Genomic DNA, 18210 nt, shown 5'->3' with positions numbered 1-18210 from the left:
ATTTAAAATGATCCGAGATTAGAAATCATAATTCCACCAAACACTACCAAAAGTGATCCAACAATGGCATAGATTAATTGACGTTTAGATTTCTTTTCGCCCAAAATGAATATTCCGCCAAATACTCCAACAACAACTCCCATTTGTGACAACGTTGTAGCAACTGCTTGACCAACGGCAGGATTTGCAGCTGAAACGAACATAAAGACATTTCCAACTGCCCAAACTAAACCAGTTATAATATTACGCCAAGTTGGTAACTCAAACATAATTGAACGTTCTTTTAAGAAGAAAATAACAATAATGAATGCACCTAGAACTTGTCCAATCGATTGTGGTCCGACAACTGCCGTCATATAATACAAGCCATTTCCATTGGGCGCACCATGAACTGCATCCGAAATATATCCTAATTTAAATAGTAAGTTAGGCAAAACGAAATACATCATGAAGCCTAATGTAGATACAAGCATTGCTAATAAACCAGATTTAAAATTATAATCTGGGTTTTCTACCTTAGGAGTTTTTGAATCTGGTAACGACGTCAAAATAGCTCCTACTACCACACTCAAAATAGCCAATGAACCAAACAACCACATTTTTCCAGTTGACCATTCACCCAAGACCGCTGCTGCCATCAAAGCATTAGCAACAATTTGGCCTCCCGTTGAAATAGGATTTCCAACTGAAACTCCCATTTTTTTGAACCCGATAAATTGTCCGGCCGTTCCAACCGCCCAAAAAAGACCTGAAACAAATCCAACAACCCATAACCGTGGATTCATTGCAAAATCAAATCCAGCGGATGGAATAACATACAATACTAAAGTTAATATTCCAAAGATCAATGCTCCAAAAGTCATACCCAAACTTTGTTGCCCTGCAGATCCTCCCATTTTGGTTGTCACAATTCCAGTTGCACCCCAAGCTAAAGCTGGAATTAATGCAATTAATAATGATGCTTGCATTTTTATTTCCCCATTTCCAAATATATATTATGTTAAGAATTGTATCACATAAAACAATGAAAGCGTTACCTTTTTGTAAATTAATTACATTATTTTTTGTAAATTTAATATTTTTTGTAAATTAATTGCAAATTGGTACATATGTCTATAGTTAAATCGTTTAACCATTTATCCTATATTTTTTAAAATTGGTTTATCAGATATAAAATTAACTAATTTAATGCTTAAAAATTTTATAAATACTTTCTTAAAAATGGCAAAAAAAAGAGCGAATCGAAATTCGCTCTCTTAAAGATTTGTAGGTGGATTAATTTACTTAACCGCGTCCTTCAATCCCTTTCCAGGCTTGAATGCTGGAATCTTTGATGCTGGAATATCAATTTCAGCATTTGTACGTGGGTTGCGACCCTTACGGGCTGCACGTGTACGTACTTCAAAAGTTCCAAATCCAATTAATTGAACCTTTTCACCAGTGCTCAATTCTTCTTGAATTGCGGCAAAAGTAGCATCAACAGCAGTTGTTGCATCCTTCTTTGAGAAACCAGCTTCCGCTACCTTGTTGATCAAGTCTTGCTTGTTAGCCATGCGACTATCCTCCTGATATGTTCGATCATAATTTTTTGAATCATAAAGTTAAGCTAACTTTATGTCGATATTAAATTTATCATAATTTGAGCGCAATAACAAGCGTTTTCATGAAACAAATGCCGTAACAGCGCCTTTTATAACACTTTTTTAATATTTAATCCACTTATAATTTTAAAAAATACATTATTCAAGCAATTTTATGTTCTTGCTCGCTTGATAATATGAATTGGAGTTCCTTCAAAATCAAAGGATTTTCTGATCTTATTTTCCAAAAATCGTTCATATGAAAAGTGCATCAATTCTGGATCATTCACAAAGACTACAAACGTTGGTGGTTGAATTGAAACTTGCGTAGCGTAATAAACACGCAATCGTTTACCATTGCGATTTGGTGCCGGATTCAAGGCCAACGCATCCATCACCACCTCATTTAAGGTTGCAGATTGAATACGACGTTGATGATTTTCATTAACTTTCTTAATCATCTCAGGTAACTTGTCCAAACGTTGTTTAGTCTTAGCTGATACGAAGACAATTGGTGCATATGCCAAATACTGGAACTCTGCACGAATCAACTCTTCAAATTCATGCATTGTGTGATTATCTTTTTCAAGTGTATCCCACTTGTTAACAACGATAATTACTGCTCTACCAGCCTCGTGTGCATATCCAGCAACGTGCTTATCTTGATCCCGAATTCCTTCTTCAGCATTCAAAACCATTAATACGACATTTGAATCATCAATTGCTCGCATCGCCCGCATAACAGAATACTTTTCAGTGTTCTCATAGACTTTACCGCGCTTACGAATTCCAGCCGTGTCAACCATTGTAAATTGGTCACCGCTATCAGTGACGAATTTAGTATCAATTGCATCACGAGTCGTTCCCGCTATATCTGAAACAATTACTCGTTCTTCTCCTAGCAAAGCGTTCACTAATGAAGACTTTCCAACATTTGGTCGCCCAATAAACGAGAATCGAATAGTATCATCATCTGGAACTCCTGCATCAGTTGGGAATTTACTTATGATTTCATCAAGTAAATCACCTAATCCAGTTCCATGCGAACCAGAGATTGGGAATGGTTCACCAAATCCAAGCGCATAAAAATCAAAAATTTCACTACGCATTTCAAAATTATCAACTTTATTAACCGCCAAAACAACTGGTTTATTAGTCTTATAAAGCATTTTAGCAACTTGCTCATCTGCTTCAGCTAGGCCTTCACGACCAGAAACCATAAAGACGATTACATCAGCTTCATCCATTGCTATTTCGGCTTGTTGCTTAATTTCACTCATGAATGGTTCGTCACTCATTTCAATTCCACCAGTATCAATTAACCGGAACTCATGAGTCAACCATTCAGCGCGTGTATATATCCGATCACGAGTCACACCGGGTGTATCTTCAACAATCGAGATTCTATCACCCGCAATTCGATTAAAAATCGTTGATTTACCAACGTTAGGGCGTCCTACAATTGCTACAACTGGGTAGGCCATTTCGCCACCTCTTTTCTACTAATTTGCTTTTTCATATAATAACATCAATTATACCATTAAAACTTAGATAAACTGTAGACATATTATAGTAAGTATATAATTCAGTTACTAATTGTCGAATGAAAAAAGGCTGGAACAAAAGTCCCAGCCTTTCTATCTAACATTTTAAAATATAATTAATTTTAGTCGAAGTCCTTCAAGTTGAACAAGTCACCCAAAGTTGCATTTCCTTCTTCTTCAGTCGTTGAATAGTTCATAGGAGCTGATTCACGACGGCTGTTGTTACGACGACCACCACCGTTATTGTTACTACGACGGCTGTTGTTATTTGAGCTATTTGAGTTGTTGTTATTGTTGCTACGACGTTGTTCACCATCGTTATTGTCTCCACCTTCACGGGCAGGGGCTTCAGTCAAAGCCTTGATTGACAATGACAAACGTTGGCGTTCAGGGTTAACATCAAGAACCTTAACTTGAACCTTATCTCCAGCCTTCAAAACATCTGAAGGGTTTTCAACGTGTTGGTGTGAAATTTGTGAAACGTGAACTAATCCTTCAACACCAGGGAATACTTCCACAAAGGCACCAAAGTCAACGACACGTCGAACAGTTCCTTCAAGAACAGTTCCTTCAGGAGCATTTTGAGCAGCTGAGTCCCAAGGTCCAGGTTGAGTAGCCTTGATTGACAATGAGATACGTTCCTTTTCAGGATCCAATCCCAAAACCTTAACCTTAACGTCTTCACCAACTGACAAAACATCTGATGGTTGTGAAACACGTTCGTATGAAATTTCAGAAACGTGAACCAATCCGTCAACACCACCAAGGTCAATGAAAGCACCAAAGTTAGTCATACGAGCAACCTTACCTTCAACAATATCACCAACAGTAAGTTCTTCAAAGACACGCTTCAAAGCTTCTGAACGCTCAGCTGACAAAACAGCCTTACGTGACAAGATCAAACGTGATTCAGCAACATTAATCTCAATGATTTGTGCCTTAACAGTTTGTCCCTTGTATTGGTTCAAGTCTTGAACAAAGCGGTTCTCGATCATTGAGGCAGGAATAAATCCACGTACGCCTGCAACATCAACAACTAATCCACCCTTAACGACTTGCGTAACAGGAGCTTCAACAATGTCATCTTCGTTGTACTTGCTTGCGATTTCTTCCCAAGCACGACGAGCTTCTAATTGACGCTTTGAAAGGATCCATGAGTATCCTTCTTTTTCTGAAGTAATAGGCATCTTAACTACAGCTTCAATCTTGTCTCCAACCTTAACAAGGTCGTTAACATCAGCATCACGATCACTAGTCAACTCGCGGGCAGGGATTACACCTTCAACTCCAGCACCATCAATTCCAACTACAACTTGATGAGCATCATCAATCGTTAAAACTTCACCAGTGACAACATCGCCAACCTTCACATCAGGTTGTGCGTCAAGTGCAGCCAATAGCTCGTTGTTTTCTTCATTCATTACAATAATTCCTCCTGGTCACACGAATGTGATAATAAAGTCCATTATAAAATAAACAGCCATCAATTTCCAGTGTTTTCGTGTGACTTTTTAATTTTTTTAATTTAAAGCTGTCAAAAGTTATTAAACATTTAACCTCTTTATTTTACACTATTTTATTCTTTTTTGCGATCATTGATTTTAATTAGACTAAGTTCAGCTCATTATTAGCATGCTTTTCATTAATTATTTGTTTAATAATCTTAACTACTTCTGAAATAGATAAGCCTGTCGTATCAACTTCAATGGCATCAGAAGCCTTTTTTAATGGGCTAATTAATCGGGTAGAATCTAAATAATCGCGTTTTTGAACAGCAGCTTCAATTTCAGCTAAACTTTCGGTCATCCCTTTAGCTTGATTTTCCTTATAACGGCGTAATGCCCGTTCATGTACCGAAGCTATCAAAAATATTTTAACTTCAGCTTTTGGTAAAACAGTAGTTCCTATATCACGTCCATCCATCACCACTCCACCATTATTGGCAATCTTCCGTTGTAATTGTGTCATCAAATCACGTACAGCAGCATATGATGAAATCTCAGAAACATTTGCGGTAACCTCAATGCTACGAATTTCTTGTGTAATTTCTTTTTGATTCAAGAATACTTTTTGGACCGGTTCACCTGGAGCAAAACTAATTTCCAAGCTTGGAACCAACGCTGAAACTGACGACTCATCTTCTGGGGCAATTCCTGATCTTAAAACAGCCACAGTAATTGCTCGATACATAGCCCCAGTATCAACGTAGACGTATTTTAAATCGTTTGCTAAAATCTTCGCAATAGTTGATTTACCTGCTGACGCTGGCCCATCAATTGCAATTTGTATTTCATTCATCATATCTCACCTAATCATCTTTAATCATTTGGAATTATTATTTAAAAAATAATTCCATTTCAATTTTCCATATTATCATAAACCAGGCAATTATGTCTGAATTACCTTATTTCATTTTTCAGAAAATAAAAAAGCTGGAACCCCGTTAGTTCCAGCAAATTAATAAGCCATCCTACTAATTATAAAAATAAAATTTCATCAATATATTATGCTTTATTTAACCTTAACGTCTTTACCGATCCATTGCGTATAATTATCAGCAGTTAATCCTGGATTTAATGCATATAATTGATCCACAGAAATATTATTCGCGGCAGCAAATCCATACAAAGTTGGACGGTTCGAAGGTAGTTCCATTTTAACGGTACTCTCAGCCTTATCAGATGACTCTTTAGCTGCTTCCTCTTCTGAAGAAGATTTGGCCTTAGCAGCCTGTTCTTCTGAATCTTTTGCAGCTTTTTCTTCAGAATCAGATTTGGCTTTGGCAGCTTTCTTTTCTGAAGCAGCCTTAGCTTCTGAAGCCTTTTGTTTCTTCAATTTATCTTTTTCTGACTTTGTTTGACCATCCACCTTAGAAGTCGATGTTTTTGTTTGATTATTACTCAATCCTGATACTGCTGTACCTTGACTAGCTTGATTTGGGTTATTTAATTCTTTCAAATAACTATAAACAGGTACAAACGAAAGAACTAAAATTAATGTCACTAATAATCCCACAACAAAACTAACTCGCTTAGTCTTCTTGCGATTTGCAGTACGTGAGTATTTTTTAACAGTTTCTTCTTGGTTGTCAAATGACGTTTCCCAAGGCTTATTTTGATCATCCATTTCGCTGGAAACCTCCACAACAGTTTTAATGTTACTAAATTACCATAAATTTCAATAAAAAGGGAAGCCTTTTATGTCGGTCTTTACTTTATATTAAACAGTTGCTGCATTTTATCTGACCAAGAGGGTATTTTATTATCCTTTTTTGCCTTTACGATTGAATTTTTACGTGCAAATTTTTGCAAATCCAAAGGCTGATTCGCTGCTTCATATTTTGAATCAAAAGGATTTTCATCTTGGAAAGTCGTTAAAATAAATTTCCGCAGTCCTTGTTCCAACTTAACATACGTTAATAATTGGCTTAAAGCCCTCAATCTTTGTTTCCGTCGTTGATCAAACTGAATCTTCAATTGATCCGGCGTTTGTCCTTGCTCCAAATAATAATTAATTAAGTTAACTTGGTTTTCATTTATTCCTGATACCTGATCTCTTTCTTTAGCCACTAAATCAACAGTTGATGGTTCGGGTAGAGTTAGATCAATCAAATATGATTGTAATAATTCATCTCCTGGCGCATACAATAATATTGCAACCGCCGCCTTATTGTCACGCCCTGCTCGACCGAATTCTTGTAGATAATTGGTTAAATCACTACTTAATTGATAATGAATCACATATCTGACATCAGATTTATTTAATCCCATCCCGAAAGCAGATGTGGCAATTATGACATCAATTTGATCTAACATAAACTGTCGTTGAATTCGGTAACGCGTGTAATAATCTAAGCCTGCATGATAAGCTACCGCGGTCAATCCCGTTGCATCAGTTAAACTACGAGCTAAAGAATTTGCTAATTTACGAGAGGAAACATAAACAATGCCCGGCCCTTGTAATCCATGTACTAATTGTATCAAACGACTTTCTTTTTCTTGCTCATTTGCTAATTGTTCGGTATTCAAAAATATATTAGGTCGGTCTATCGAAGTTTCATACACAAATGTGTCTGAATTATTAATATCAAATAAGTTCAGCATTTGTTGCCCCATCTTTGGTGTTGCTGTTGCTGTCAGCAATAATAATTGTGGTCTATTCAATCCTTGATATAGTTCTGGTAATCTCAAATATTCAGGTCGAAAATCTGGCCCCCAACTTAACATAGTATGAGCTTCATCAATTACTAATAGGTTTAAATCGATTTGTTTTAAGCGCGATTGAACTTGTTCATCTGCCAACATTTCTGGTGATATAAATAAAAATTTAAATGTATTTAATTGTTGTAAGGCTTGTTGTCGCTCCGCACGAGATAAAGTAGAATTGAGTGCCACAACCCGTTTCTCGCCCATATAATTCAAGCTAGAAACCTGGTCTTGCATCAAAGAAAGTAATGGTGAGACGATTACAACTAAACCAGTACGTAAATGCCCCGTCATTTGATAAAGAAGACTTTTACCACCACCAGTAGGTAATATCGCCAATGTATTACGTTGATCCAACAAAGCCGTCAGAATTTCTTCCTGACCAGGTCGAAAATGACTATAACCAAAATATTTATTCAATGCTACTTGTAAGTCTATCATGCTTAAAATCCTCATCTAACAAAACACAGTCATACCAGATTCATTCTACTTCAGATAATAATTCTTTTTTTACTTGTTGAATTTGATATAGTCTGAAATAAAAGAACTCATCTGGTGCACCTGTAACTCGCACCTGTTGAAACGACCATGATTCTGGCGCACCGACTAACTTTTCTTCAAAATAAGCAATCAATTCTGGCGTCAATAACTGTTGATAATCAAATTGCTCAAAGGGCATAAAAATAGCAGCTGAAAGTAAATGTTCACGAACTGTCCCCAACTTCAAACGGCGTATTTGACTAATTTTATCAAGTGCTATGCCATTTTCGTAAGCCTGATACGTCTGTAACATCGATGAACTTAACAATTGTTGAGTTTGCTTCAATAAATTCCAAAGTTGCTTTAATAAATACTGATTACCAGCCTGTTCTAAAAATTTAACTAATTTAGCATACTGATCTAATTCCCAAAAATATACATCTTGATCATTCCAAGACATTGGAAACTGTAATTGATCAGCACGTAATCCAGGTTGTTGATACCCTGTCCAAGTATTAACCAATCGATCCGCGTCCCAATCCGTTAATGTCCTTAAAAACCTTTGTAATTCTTGGACCCAGTTAAAAGTTAAGTCGTTTTGCTTTTGAGATTGAAACCATTGTTTAACCAACCCTCGTAATTTTAAACGATTTGATATGGGATAATATTTATTATTTTGAAAAGAATATTCTGATACCGCTTGATTAGCCAATAAGAACATTTCTCGAAACTCAAACAAATTCGTTTCCCCACTATACAAAAAAAATCGCGGATAATAATGATCTAATTGTGCTTCTTCTAAAATTTTTTGCCCTTGATCAGTTTTGATAAACATCCCAGGCTCAACTTCTTGTAAAGCATTCTGTTTAATTAATTTCTGTATTAAAAGATCATATTGTTCTTTGGTTAATTGCGGTTGAAAATTAATCAGTGCAAATAATTGATACGCCAAACCATTAAAAGATGTCGAGACCGTCAAATGATTAGTTAATAGGCCAAAAATGACACGTTGGCGTCGAGGTTGCTTCATGTCAAAACACATTAATAAAAATTCTGGTGTCATTCAATCTGCCCCTCTCTTCATGGAATTACTTAATAAATTAGCAACAACTAATTTGTCCTTATCAAATATACCGTTATACTTCTTTATTAGCTATTGTTTTTGTTAAATAAATACATTCCTCAAATAAAAAAAGATCTATACCTATTATCTGAAATAATAGCTACAAATCCGTTAAAGTATTACAAGCGACCTGAACTCTTCCGCATTTGCCGTCCGTTTTTAAGATATTGTACTTCGTCATGTCGAAGTGCTCGATATTCACCTGATGCTAAATCAGTGACTTCTAACATTCCATAACGTTCACGATGTAACTTAATAACCGGATGCCCAACTGTTTTTAACATTTCTTTGACCTGGTGATAACGGCCCTCATGAATTGTTAACTGAATTGTTGAAGTACCTTTTTTTCGATCAGTACGAAGAATATCAGCACGCGCCTCGGCAGTTTTCTTACCATCTACAACCACACCTAGTCGTAGTGCTTTCAATTCGTCATTAGTGGGTACACCTTTTACTTTAGCCACATAAACCTTATCTATTTTATAACGCGGGTGCATTAATTGGTTCGCCAATTCCCCATCATTAGTTAGTAACAGAGCTCCGGTGGTGTCATAATCCAGTCTTCCTACAGGGTAAACTCGTTCTTTGACTTCATCTAAAACATCAATAACAGTAGTCCGTCCCTTTTCATCTGAAGCCGTAGTGACAACACCACGTGGCTTATTTAAGAGATAATAAACCAATTTTTCAGAGCCTTCAATGGGACTACCATCGACTTCAATCTTATTACCTGGTTCTACGCGTGTTCCTAATTCAGTCACGGTCTTTCCATTAACGGTAACATGTCCTTCAGCAATAAGCTTTTCAGAGGCTCGTCTTGAAGCAACACCAGCTTGTGCCATTACCTTTTGTAATCTTTCTGCCATTTAATCCTCACTTCTAATCAGATAAATCTAAATCTGATAATTGTTGTTTTTGCCATTTATTTAAGATCTTTTGTGTACGAATAGTACCCATTAAAATAGTATTAGGAAACCAATTAGTTAATGCCGTGTAAATTTCACCACCAACTAATTTACGTTCATAGTTTACGACTTCTGGGCTAAATGCCACGAGCTGCAAAATTAGAATTTCTTCCATTTCTTCAACGCCGATAACCGCTGTGAAATGTCTTGTTTTTGGATCTTTCCATAACATTAAATGTCTATTCGAATTAGCATGGTACCAATTCACTTCACGTTGGATCTCCACAAAAGTTGGTAGATTATCAACATGTGACATCAGTCCCATCGCAATTTTAGGTTGCGTTTCTGAAACCATCACTAACATGCTGTTGCTCTCCTCATCTTAATTGACAAATTATTTTAATCTTCTTGTTCATCATTAGTCGATTGATCAACTACTAATAAAATTCCTTCTTCATCTTGTTGAATCAGATGTTCTTTATATAAGTGACCTAAAGCCCGCTTGAACTGCCCCTTTGACATCCCAAAATAATTTGTGATTGACTCTGGTTCAGATTTATCATTGTATGGCAAACGCCCTGTCCGTGATCGTTGTAGAAGTGTCAATATCATTTTGGCATCTCCATCAATAGCTTGATAAGCCATTGGTTTTAATGATAGGTTCAAAATTCCATCAGGTCTTACTCCAATGACTCGTGTATCCAGCTGTTCACCCATCCGTGGTTCATGATAACGTTCACTAGGATGGATAAATCCCATATTAAAATCTTCTGTTAAGACCAAAGTTCCTACCATCTTCAAACGATAGACCGTTGCCTTTACATGCTTTTGGCCTTTCATACTGGTCTTAGCTGGAATTCGAACTGCATTCAAAATTTCATTAGTGGCCAACTCACCCCATAAACGATCTTTATTATCGATCCGTAGAGTAATCATGAGTCGATCCCCACGTTGTGGCCATAATTCTTTAATTGTAGGTAATTCATCCAAAGAAACCACTAAGTCCTTATTTGGCAATCCTATATCCACGAACACCCCAAGGTCTCGTCTTACATCAGTGACCGTTCCAAAAGCATAATGTCCCAAACGAACATCTGGAATGTTTTTGGTAATTTGAAGCTGATTAGATTGGTTTTCATAAGCAAAGCCAGTCACTAATCCCCCGATATGGAGGGGCTTTTGAAGCTCACTTTTATCAATTTCATAAGTAACTCCATCAATTTGTGCAAAGAAAGATTGCTCATTTTCATCAGTTACTTTAGCTGTAATAATTATACCGACTTTTTTTTCCATCTTAAACTCTCTCATTAATTTATTATTTAAATCGTGTAACCAAATTACATAATTCGTCTACTAACTTAAATCCATCTGGTTCTTAAGGTTAAACTCTATTATGCCATAAAAAAAGACGTGATTGTTATTAATTGCTAAAAAGCTTTAAAAACCACGTCTTTTTTAAGTCATTCTTTAATTAAATTTTTATTGTTCTTTTTTTGTGAACAAGTTTGAAAATGGTGAGTCACCAGTATTGGCAACTTGCGTTAGGAAAATTTTAATTGCTGTTTGGGTAGTTAGCCCTTGTGTCTTAAAAATTTCATCAGCGGCGTCTTTAACACCCTCTTCAACTCTTAATTGAATTAATTTTTCTGCCATAAGTTCTTCCTCTCGTTTTTATATAAATTTCAAATGTGTTATTAGATTAACATGCTTAAATTACGACTGTCAAAAGAATTTGTTCACTTATATTACCAAAATTCACGATATTTTGATAAATTGAGGCATTTAATGACGTAATTTTTCATCAAATATTAATATTTAGTCTCAAAATTACCTGTTATAACAGCCCTATTACAACACTTAAAACTTAAAGAAAGCCTTAAATATTGAATACTATGATTTTTTTAATCATGCAAAAATATTTTAAAATATAAATTAAATCTCTTTTTTTATAATTTAAAGCCCATAAAAAAAGAGACCAGGATAAATAAAACCCCAATCTTCTTTGAATATCATCAAAAATTTCGCGAACCATTTTTATTTTTGATTCACGTATCAGCGTAATACTATTTTAACTTACTTAAATGCCCTTTTAACGGAACTAACATCCTTAACATTTTTAATCGAATCCATCACCCGTTCTAATTGAGCTAAGTTGTGCACCTCAACCGTCAACGATATAATCGCTTGATTGTTACCATCAACCCGACCATTAATTGAATTCAAGGTCTGTGCATGGTTTCCGATCATTCTGATAACGTCATTCAACAAGCGTGCTCGACTTTCTCCAGTTACCACTAGATCTGTTACATATTCACGTTTACTATTATCTGAGTCTTCATCCCATTTGACATCAACCAATCGTTGACTTAATTCAGCTTCACTTGCTAAATTAGGGCAACCCACTCGATGTACCGAAACACCTCGACCCTTGGTAATATATCCAACAACATCATCTCCTGGAACAGGCGTACAGCAGCGCCCTAAGCGTACAAGCATTGAATCAATCCCTTGAATCACAATTGGATCATCACCATGATGATGCTTAGTTTTATGATCTTCTTCATCTTTTGCAACTGTTTCATGTTGTTCAAAGACCAAAGCTTCCTCTTCAGACAAGCGTTGTTCTTCCATTCGTTTGCGGAGGTCTTCTGTTAACTTATTCGTCACCCCTTGGACTGATTGATCACCGTAGCCAATCGCTGCATACATATCTCCGATTGATTGATAATGTAGACGTTCCATCACTTGTTCAGTATTTTTATTTGTTATTAATTCATCGAGATTATATCCTTGAGAAATTAAATAATTCATCAATTCCTGTTTTCCAGCAATTGAATTTTCTGAATGGTTTTGCTTTTTAAAATATTGTCGTATTTTATTACGTGCTCTTCGCGTCTTAACTAATTTAAGCCAATCACGATTCGGCTTAGCTATTGCACTAGTAATGATTTCAACAATATCACCCGTCTTAATTTCATAATCTAAAGGAACAATCTTACCATTTACTTTTGCTCCAGTTGTAGAATTTCCAACCTTTGTGTGAATCGAATAAGCCATATCTAATGGACCCGCCCCTTGGGTCAGTTCAACTACATCGCCTAAAGGTGTAAACGCATAGACTCGATCTGTGAAAAGATCACTTTTGACTGTTTCCATGAAATCACCAGAATCTTTCGACTCTGTTTGTAATTCTAAAATGCTTTGAATCATATTTAATTGTTGTTGATCTGAATTTTGAACATCTGCTCCATCGAACTTACCTTCTTTATAAGCCCAGTGAGCTGCTACACCAAATTCAGCCACCTCATGCATATCATGTGTTCTGATTTGAATTTCCAACGGACGACCTTCAGGACCAATTACAGAAGTATGAAGAGATTGATACCCATTCGCTTTAGGCAAAGCAATATAATCCTTAAATCTACCAGGCATCGGTGTCCAATGGGAATGAATTGCCCCTAAAACGGCATAACAGTCTCCAATTGAATTTACAATAACTCGAATTGCCAACAAATCATAAATTTCTTCAAATGCTTTTTGTTTCTTTTGCATCTTACGGTAAATAGAATAAATATGTTTAGGTCTTCCGTAAACTGAAACATTCTTCAATTTCAAATTATCAATTGTAACCTTAATTTCATCAACAGCCGTTGCAACAATCTCTAAGCGTTCATTTCGACGAAGCTGCATGTCCTGTGCAATAGCATGATATGCTTCATAATCTAGATAACGAAGAGAAGTATCTTCTAATTCCCATTTAATTGTCATAATTCCTAAACGATCAGCTAATGGTGCATAGATTTCCAAAGTTTCCCCTGCAATACGCTTTTGTTTTGCTGGGTTCAAAGCATCCAACGTTCGAATATTATGCAACCGGTCAGCCAATTTAACAAAAATTACACGAATGTCATGGGACATCGCCAAGAGCAACTTACGATGATTTTCTGCTAAACGTTCTGAATCAGATTTATATTCTATTTTAGAAATTTTCGAAACACCATCAACAATGGCTGCGACATCTTCCCCAAACCGGTCCACAATATCCTCTAATTCAGCAGGCGTATCCTCTACAACATCATGTAAATAACCAGCAATAACTGTATCCGGATCCATATGTAAATCAGCTAAAATCCCTGCCACTTGAATGGGATGAATAATATATGGTTCGCCAGACCGTCGTCGTTGTTCTTTATGTAGTCCGTTGGCATACTCAAAGGCACGATCTACTACGGCAACATGATTTGCATTCATATAGCTAGTGTAAATATCATGTACTTCTGTTTGTGTATATACTTTTGCTTCTGTCATATTAAACCTGATTTCTCGATTGATTGCCGATAGGGATTTTCACCCGCAGCATTTAATCGGTTTTGATAATATCATTGTAACTAAAAATAAGCTACCTGACAAACCACGACCTGCAACGTTTAAAAACCAATCCTAATTAATAATTTTTATAATACTACAAATTTATATCAAGACTCGTTGGATCTGTTCTTTTAAAACAAAAAAACTTCGTCTTAAAATCATTTCTTATATCTTGACTAAGGCCTCTTTCAACAATTTGTAAACATTTTGAAAGTCAACTTAATAAATATAACGGATTAAAGATTCAAACCTATTTGAACCTATAAAGATCATTGCAAATTGGTTTATGTTAATCAACCTTCACTGCTTTAAATGAAATATTTTGTTGCCCAAAAATTCGAACTAATTTTTGTTCTACTTCAAGCCCAGCTGATAATTGATAACCACTAGATAATTTAAGGGCCTGTTTTTTATTTTTAGGATTTATTAATATTACTACGTTCGCCCCTGGATGATTTTGTGCAATTTGAGCAAGATTTTTAAGTCTTGCTTCTGGAATTGGCCAAACATGGGGCCGAATATACCAAATTCCTTGACTAATTTTCTCAACCCCTGCTTGCTTATCATTTTGAATCAAACTATTGGCTGGGATCATTTGATCAACCACAACTTGTAAGTCAATTTGATTTCTTTGATACTCCACATTTCCATAAACAGCAATCAATCCGCCGTTAACTAAATGAGTCTGATATTGCTGATATTGTTTTGGAAAAACGGTTAATGATAACTTTCCTGTTAAATCCGTTGTATCAACAAATGCCATCTGAGTTCCTTTTTTAGTCCGAATTACTTTAACCTTATCGATCATCAAAATAAGTTTCACCCCATTTTGACCTGCTATCAACTCACTTACATTGGTATAAACACTAGAATCAACTTCTTGAATAATTTTTTCCAAAGGATGCCCACTTAAATAAATTCCAAGAACTGCAAATTCTTGATTTAATTTTTCGATTTTCGTATAATCATCCATTACTACTTGTTTAGGTTTCAATCTATTCAATAAATCCAATGAATTACCAGCCAGTTGTACTGCATCTAAATATCCAGGTAAGATGAAACTTACCATCCTTCGATTGGGTTGTAAAGCATCTAACCCTCCCGCCATAATCAAGGGTTCCAAAAATTTCATTTGCCGAAAAGGTTGATCAATTCGTAATAATAAATCACCCAAGTTCTTAAATGGTCCATTCGTTTGACGTGAAAAAATTAAATGATCACGAAAATCCTTACGCAAACCTTTAATGCTAGCTAGACCCATCTGTAAATAATCATTTGTCACGGAGTAACCAGAAAAGCTCTGATTAATTTGCGGTCCTAAAACTTTAACGCCCCGCATTCGAGCCTCATTTATATAAATACGCACCTTATCTTGATTACTAATTTCTAAGTTCAAGACTGCTTTATAAAAAGCCAACGGATAATGTACCTTTAAAAAGGCCAATTCAAAAGCTAATTTAGAATATGCAACCGCATGCGATTTATTAAATCCGTATGATCCAAATCGTTCAATATATTGATAGACTTCTTCAGCTACTAAATCAGATTGACCCAGTTTTTGAGCTCCTGTCAAAAATTGTTTCTTAACTTTTTCCATCTGAATGGTATCTTTTTTAGAAATTGCACGACGTAACAAATCGGCTTCAGCCAAACTAAATCCAGCAAATTCTTCGGCAACGCGCATCACCTGTTCTTGATACACAATTACCCCATAAGTTGGTGCTAATAGTTGATCAATAGTTTCCGCAATTTTAGGAATCATTTCTTGTTGATGCTTCCGCGCAATAAAATGTGGAATATTGGCCATGGGACCGGGCCGATATAGAGCATTAGCCGCAACTAAATCATTAAATTGATCTGGTTTCATCTGCTGCAACATTTGTTTCATCCCATTTGATTCAAACTGAAAGATACCATTTGTTTGACCAAGGCCAAATAAAGCTAATGTTTCTGGATCATTTAAATCAATTGTTTTCAAATCAAACGTTGGTTCAATTTTGTGTACTTCTCGCAATGCGATCGCTAAGATATTCAAATTAGATAATGCCAGAAAATCAATTTTTAACAAACCCAATTGCTCTACCGGATTTTTCGTTAATTGGGTCACTAAGCGTCCATCCTCACCTAATTGTACTGGAATAGACTCCACTAAAGGATTATTCGCAATAACTACTCCAGCCGCATGTAACGAACTGTTTCGCGGTATTCCTGTTAACTGTAAGGCTGTTTTCCACAATAAATCTCCGTCAACAGGAAGATCTAAAATTTCATTTTGGAAACTTTGTGATTTTTGATAAGCTTCTTCTAAATTAATAGCATCTTTAGGCAAGCTGCGTGCTAATTTATCGATCTCAGTTGGTTTAAGTCCGAACACTCGAGCTACATCCCGTAAACTTTGCTTCATCCCCATCGTTGAAAAAGTAATAATTTGCGCAATTTTATCATGCCCATATTTTGTATGTAAATAGTCTAGGACTACTTCTCGTTTATTATCCGGAATATCGATATCAATATCTGGCATTTGTGCTCGTTTAGGATTTAAAAAACGTTCAAACAATAGATCATAAGCAATCGGATCTACTTCCGTAATGCCTAAACAATATGCCACCAAAGAACCCGCTACCGATCCGCGCCCGGGTCCAGTCATAATCTCATGGGTTTTTGCAAAATTAATTACATCCCAAACAATTAAAAAATAATCATCAAAATCTAGCTCGTCAATAATTTTCAATTCATACTCTAAACGTTCTTGATATTGATGATATTGAATTGATGAAATCGCTAAACTTTCAAGCCCTGATTGAGTTAATTTCAATAACTTTTGTTTGGCTTCTTGCTTACTTTCGTAAAAACGAGGTAACTCAATTTTTCTTTGTGGCAATGTAAAGTCAACTTTTTTTGCCAAAACATCTGTTTCATCCGCCGCGCTTTGAAGTCCTGAATCAACATAGGACTGGTACCAATCATCCCTTTGCCTTAAGGCTTGTTCACCTGATTCTTTTTTAGCCGCACCCACATTAGTAATGGTCTCACCAGCTTTTAAATAGGTTAAAACCTTATATGCAAAATGATCTTGTGATTTTGCATATCTAATTTCATCAAAGGCCAGTAATGGCACATTCATTTCTTGACTTAGTTTAGTTTCTGCTCTCAATAATTCAGCATCCATCTGTAAATCAATTCCAAGCCAAAGTTGTGCGCTATTTAGTAATATTTTAAACCGATCAATTAATAGACGCCCTTGATTAAAATCATTCATTAAATTAAGTGACAACTCACTTGTTGGTGGGATCACAATTAAAAGTCCAGATAAATGATTTTGCTGCGTTAAAGTTGTTAAATCTAAAGCTTTTTGCTGTGTTCGTTGTTGACTAGCTAGTATCAATAAATTTTGATAACCTGCTTCATTTTGAACATATACATGCAGAGGAAAAGTCATGCCCTTATTGATTAAGCCTTGAGCTTCAATAGTTATTCCTAAAATAGGTGTTAGACCATTCTTTTTAGCTTGTTGATAAAAATTAACCATTGCATATAAATTTTGTTCATCAGCTAGACCCACGGCTGAATAACCTAAATATTTAGCATATTCAGTATATACATTAGGTAGCATCGGACTTTTTAATAAACTATACGCACTTCGAACATTTAATGGCACCATTTTAGATCCCCCCTTTCATCAGAAATTAATTATATTTTAGTATAACAAATTTAAAAAACATACTTTAAAAACAAAAGACCGAATAACTACATAGTAAGTTACTCAGCCTTAATTTAAATTAATTACATTAATTCTCTTTTGATTCATCTTCTTCAGCTTGGCTCGTTTTAGGAGCAAAACTACGAGAAATATAATAAACCAAAAAAGTTCCTATTGATCCAGCAACTAAGGCCGAAACCATTGCTTGAGTATAATCGGCTGGTACATTTTGTAATGCACTACCAATATATCCGATTACTGCCCCTAAAATGGCGGTCCAAAAGAAAGTCGTAAAATACTTCATT

15 protein-coding genes are annotated in these 18210 nt (G+C 35.7%); all 15 read right to left on the bottom strand.

What is annotated here, in order from left to right; all coding sequences use genetic code 11:
* Positions 1–2: 2 nt before the first annotated feature.
* The gene (locus WKK_RS06495) at positions 3–968 is read right to left on the bottom strand and encodes a GRP family sugar transporter (protein WP_006845299.1); all 966 of its coding nucleotides are present in this window, start codon (positions 966–968) and stop codon (positions 3–5) included.
* Between the two features lie 312 nt (positions 969–1280).
* Positions 1281–1553, bottom strand: coding sequence for an HU family DNA-binding protein (locus WKK_RS06490; protein WP_006845298.1), 273 nt, complete (start codon positions 1551–1553; stop codon positions 1281–1283).
* A 200-nt stretch (positions 1554–1753) separates the two neighbouring features.
* Positions 1754–3064 carry a ribosome biogenesis GTPase Der gene (gene der, locus WKK_RS06485; RefSeq protein ID WP_006845297.1) on the bottom strand — a complete coding sequence of 437 codons (1311 nt, stop codon included), beginning with the start codon at positions 3062–3064 and terminating at the stop codon, positions 1754–1756.
* Between the two features lie 182 nt (positions 3065–3246).
* On the bottom strand, positions 3247–4545 hold the full coding sequence (gene rpsA / locus WKK_RS06480; protein WP_006845296.1) for a 30S ribosomal protein S1: 1299 nt from the start codon (positions 4543–4545) through the stop codon (positions 3247–3249).
* Between the two features lie 184 nt (positions 4546–4729).
* Positions 4730–5422 (bottom strand): (d)CMP kinase, encoded by a 693-nt coding sequence (gene cmk, locus WKK_RS06475; protein WP_006845295.1) that lies wholly within the window; start codon positions 5420–5422, stop codon positions 4730–4732.
* 213 nt (positions 5423–5635) lie between these two features.
* Complete coding sequence (locus WKK_RS06470; protein ID WP_006845294.1) at positions 5636–6250, bottom strand: LysM peptidoglycan-binding domain-containing protein; 615 nt, start codon at positions 6248–6250, stop codon at positions 5636–5638.
* An 83-nt stretch (positions 6251–6333) separates the two neighbouring features.
* Positions 6334–7770: a RecQ family ATP-dependent DNA helicase gene (locus WKK_RS06465; RefSeq protein WP_013989821.1), complete on the bottom strand. Its 1437-nt coding sequence runs from the start codon at positions 7768–7770 to the stop codon at positions 6334–6336.
* Between the two features lie 40 nt (positions 7771–7810).
* Positions 7811–8872 carry a YpbB family protein gene (locus tag WKK_RS06460; RefSeq protein ID WP_013989820.1) on the bottom strand — a complete coding sequence of 354 codons (1062 nt, stop codon included), beginning with the start codon at positions 8870–8872 and terminating at the stop codon, positions 7811–7813.
* A gap of 179 nt (positions 8873–9051) precedes the next feature.
* Positions 9052–9798 (bottom strand): pseudouridine synthase, encoded by a 747-nt coding sequence (locus WKK_RS06455; RefSeq protein ID WP_013989819.1) that lies wholly within the window; start codon positions 9796–9798, stop codon positions 9052–9054.
* Between the two features lie 13 nt (positions 9799–9811).
* Entirely contained in the window at positions 9812–10201 is a 390-nt protein-coding gene (locus tag WKK_RS06450) for a hypothetical protein (RefSeq protein ID WP_006845289.1), read from the bottom strand.
* A 35-nt stretch (positions 10202–10236) separates the two neighbouring features.
* On the bottom strand, positions 10237–11130 hold the full coding sequence (locus tag WKK_RS06445) for a CvfB family protein (protein WP_006845288.1): 894 nt from the start codon (positions 11128–11130) through the stop codon (positions 10237–10239).
* Positions 11131–11316: 186 nt separating this feature from the next.
* Positions 11317–11490 (bottom strand): type II toxin-antitoxin system RelB/DinJ family antitoxin, encoded by a 174-nt coding sequence (locus WKK_RS06440; protein WP_006845287.1) that lies wholly within the window; start codon positions 11488–11490, stop codon positions 11317–11319.
* Positions 11491–11910: 420 nt separating this feature from the next.
* Positions 11911–14145, bottom strand: a complete 2235-nt coding sequence (locus WKK_RS06435; protein ID WP_013989818.1) for a RelA/SpoT family protein — start codon at positions 14143–14145, stop codon at positions 11911–11913.
* Between the two features lie 349 nt (positions 14146–14494).
* Positions 14495–17866, bottom strand: a complete 3372-nt coding sequence (locus WKK_RS06430) for a DNA polymerase III subunit alpha (RefSeq protein ID WP_013989817.1) — start codon at positions 17864–17866, stop codon at positions 14495–14497.
* Between the two features lie 127 nt (positions 17867–17993).
* Positions 17994–18209 carry a YjzD family protein gene (locus tag WKK_RS06425; protein WP_013989816.1) on the bottom strand — a complete coding sequence of 72 codons (216 nt, stop codon included), beginning with the start codon at positions 18207–18209 and terminating at the stop codon, positions 17994–17996.
* Position 18210 lies beyond the last annotated feature (1 nt).

The organism is Weissella koreensis KACC 15510 (assembly GCF_000219805.1).
Lineage (GTDB): Bacteria > Bacillota > Bacilli > Lactobacillales > Lactobacillaceae > Weissella > Weissella koreensis.
Note: the sequence above shows the minus strand (reverse complement) of the source record. Positions and strands in the feature narration are given on the sequence as shown.

What these genes read in the sequence shown, in the direction of transcription:
- der (WP_006845297.1), bottom strand. Translation starts at nt 3,064, where the DNA reads ATGGCCTACCCAGTTGTAGCAATTGTAGGACGCCCTAACGTTGGTAAA.
- WKK_RS06490 (WP_006845298.1), bottom strand. Translation starts at nt 1,553, where the DNA reads ATGGCTAACAAGCAAGACTTGATCAACAAGGTAGCGGAAGCTGGTTTC.
- WKK_RS06440 (WP_006845287.1), bottom strand. Translation starts at nt 11,490, where the DNA reads ATGGCAGAAAAATTAATTCAATTAAGAGTTGAAGAGGGTGTTAAAGAC.
- cmk (WP_006845295.1), bottom strand. Translation starts at nt 5,422, where the DNA reads ATGAATGAAATACAAATTGCAATTGATGGGCCAGCGTCAGCAGGTAAA.
- WKK_RS06495 (WP_006845299.1), bottom strand. Translation starts at nt 968, where the DNA reads ATGCAAGCATCATTATTAATTGCATTAATTCCAGCTTTAGCTTGGGGT.
- WKK_RS06435 (WP_013989818.1), bottom strand. Translation starts at nt 14,145, where the DNA reads ATGACAGAAGCAAAAGTATATACACAAACAGAAGTACATGATATTTAC.
- WKK_RS06425 (WP_013989816.1), bottom strand. Translation starts at nt 18,209, where the DNA reads ATGAAGTATTTTACGACTTTCTTTTGGACCGCCATTTTAGGGGCAGTA.
- WKK_RS06460 (WP_013989820.1), bottom strand. Translation starts at nt 8,872, where the DNA reads ATGACACCAGAATTTTTATTAATGTGTTTTGACATGAAGCAACCTCGA.
- WKK_RS06430 (WP_013989817.1), bottom strand. Translation starts at nt 17,866, where the DNA reads ATGGTGCCATTAAATGTTCGAAGTGCGTATAGTTTATTAAAAAGTCCG.
- WKK_RS06470 (WP_006845294.1), bottom strand. Translation starts at nt 6,250, where the DNA reads ATGGATGATCAAAATAAGCCTTGGGAAACGTCATTTGACAACCAAGAA.
- WKK_RS06450 (WP_006845289.1), bottom strand. Translation starts at nt 10,201, where the DNA reads ATGTTAGTGATGGTTTCAGAAACGCAACCTAAAATTGCGATGGGACTG.
- WKK_RS06465 (WP_013989821.1), bottom strand. Translation starts at nt 7,770, where the DNA reads ATGATAGACTTACAAGTAGCATTGAATAAATATTTTGGTTATAGTCAT.
- rpsA (WP_006845296.1), bottom strand. Translation starts at nt 4,545, where the DNA reads ATGAATGAAGAAAACAACGAGCTATTGGCTGCACTTGACGCACAACCT.
- WKK_RS06445 (WP_006845288.1), bottom strand. Translation starts at nt 11,130, where the DNA reads ATGGAAAAAAAAGTCGGTATAATTATTACAGCTAAAGTAACTGATGAA.
- WKK_RS06455 (WP_013989819.1), bottom strand. Translation starts at nt 9,798, where the DNA reads ATGGCAGAAAGATTACAAAAGGTAATGGCACAAGCTGGTGTTGCTTCA.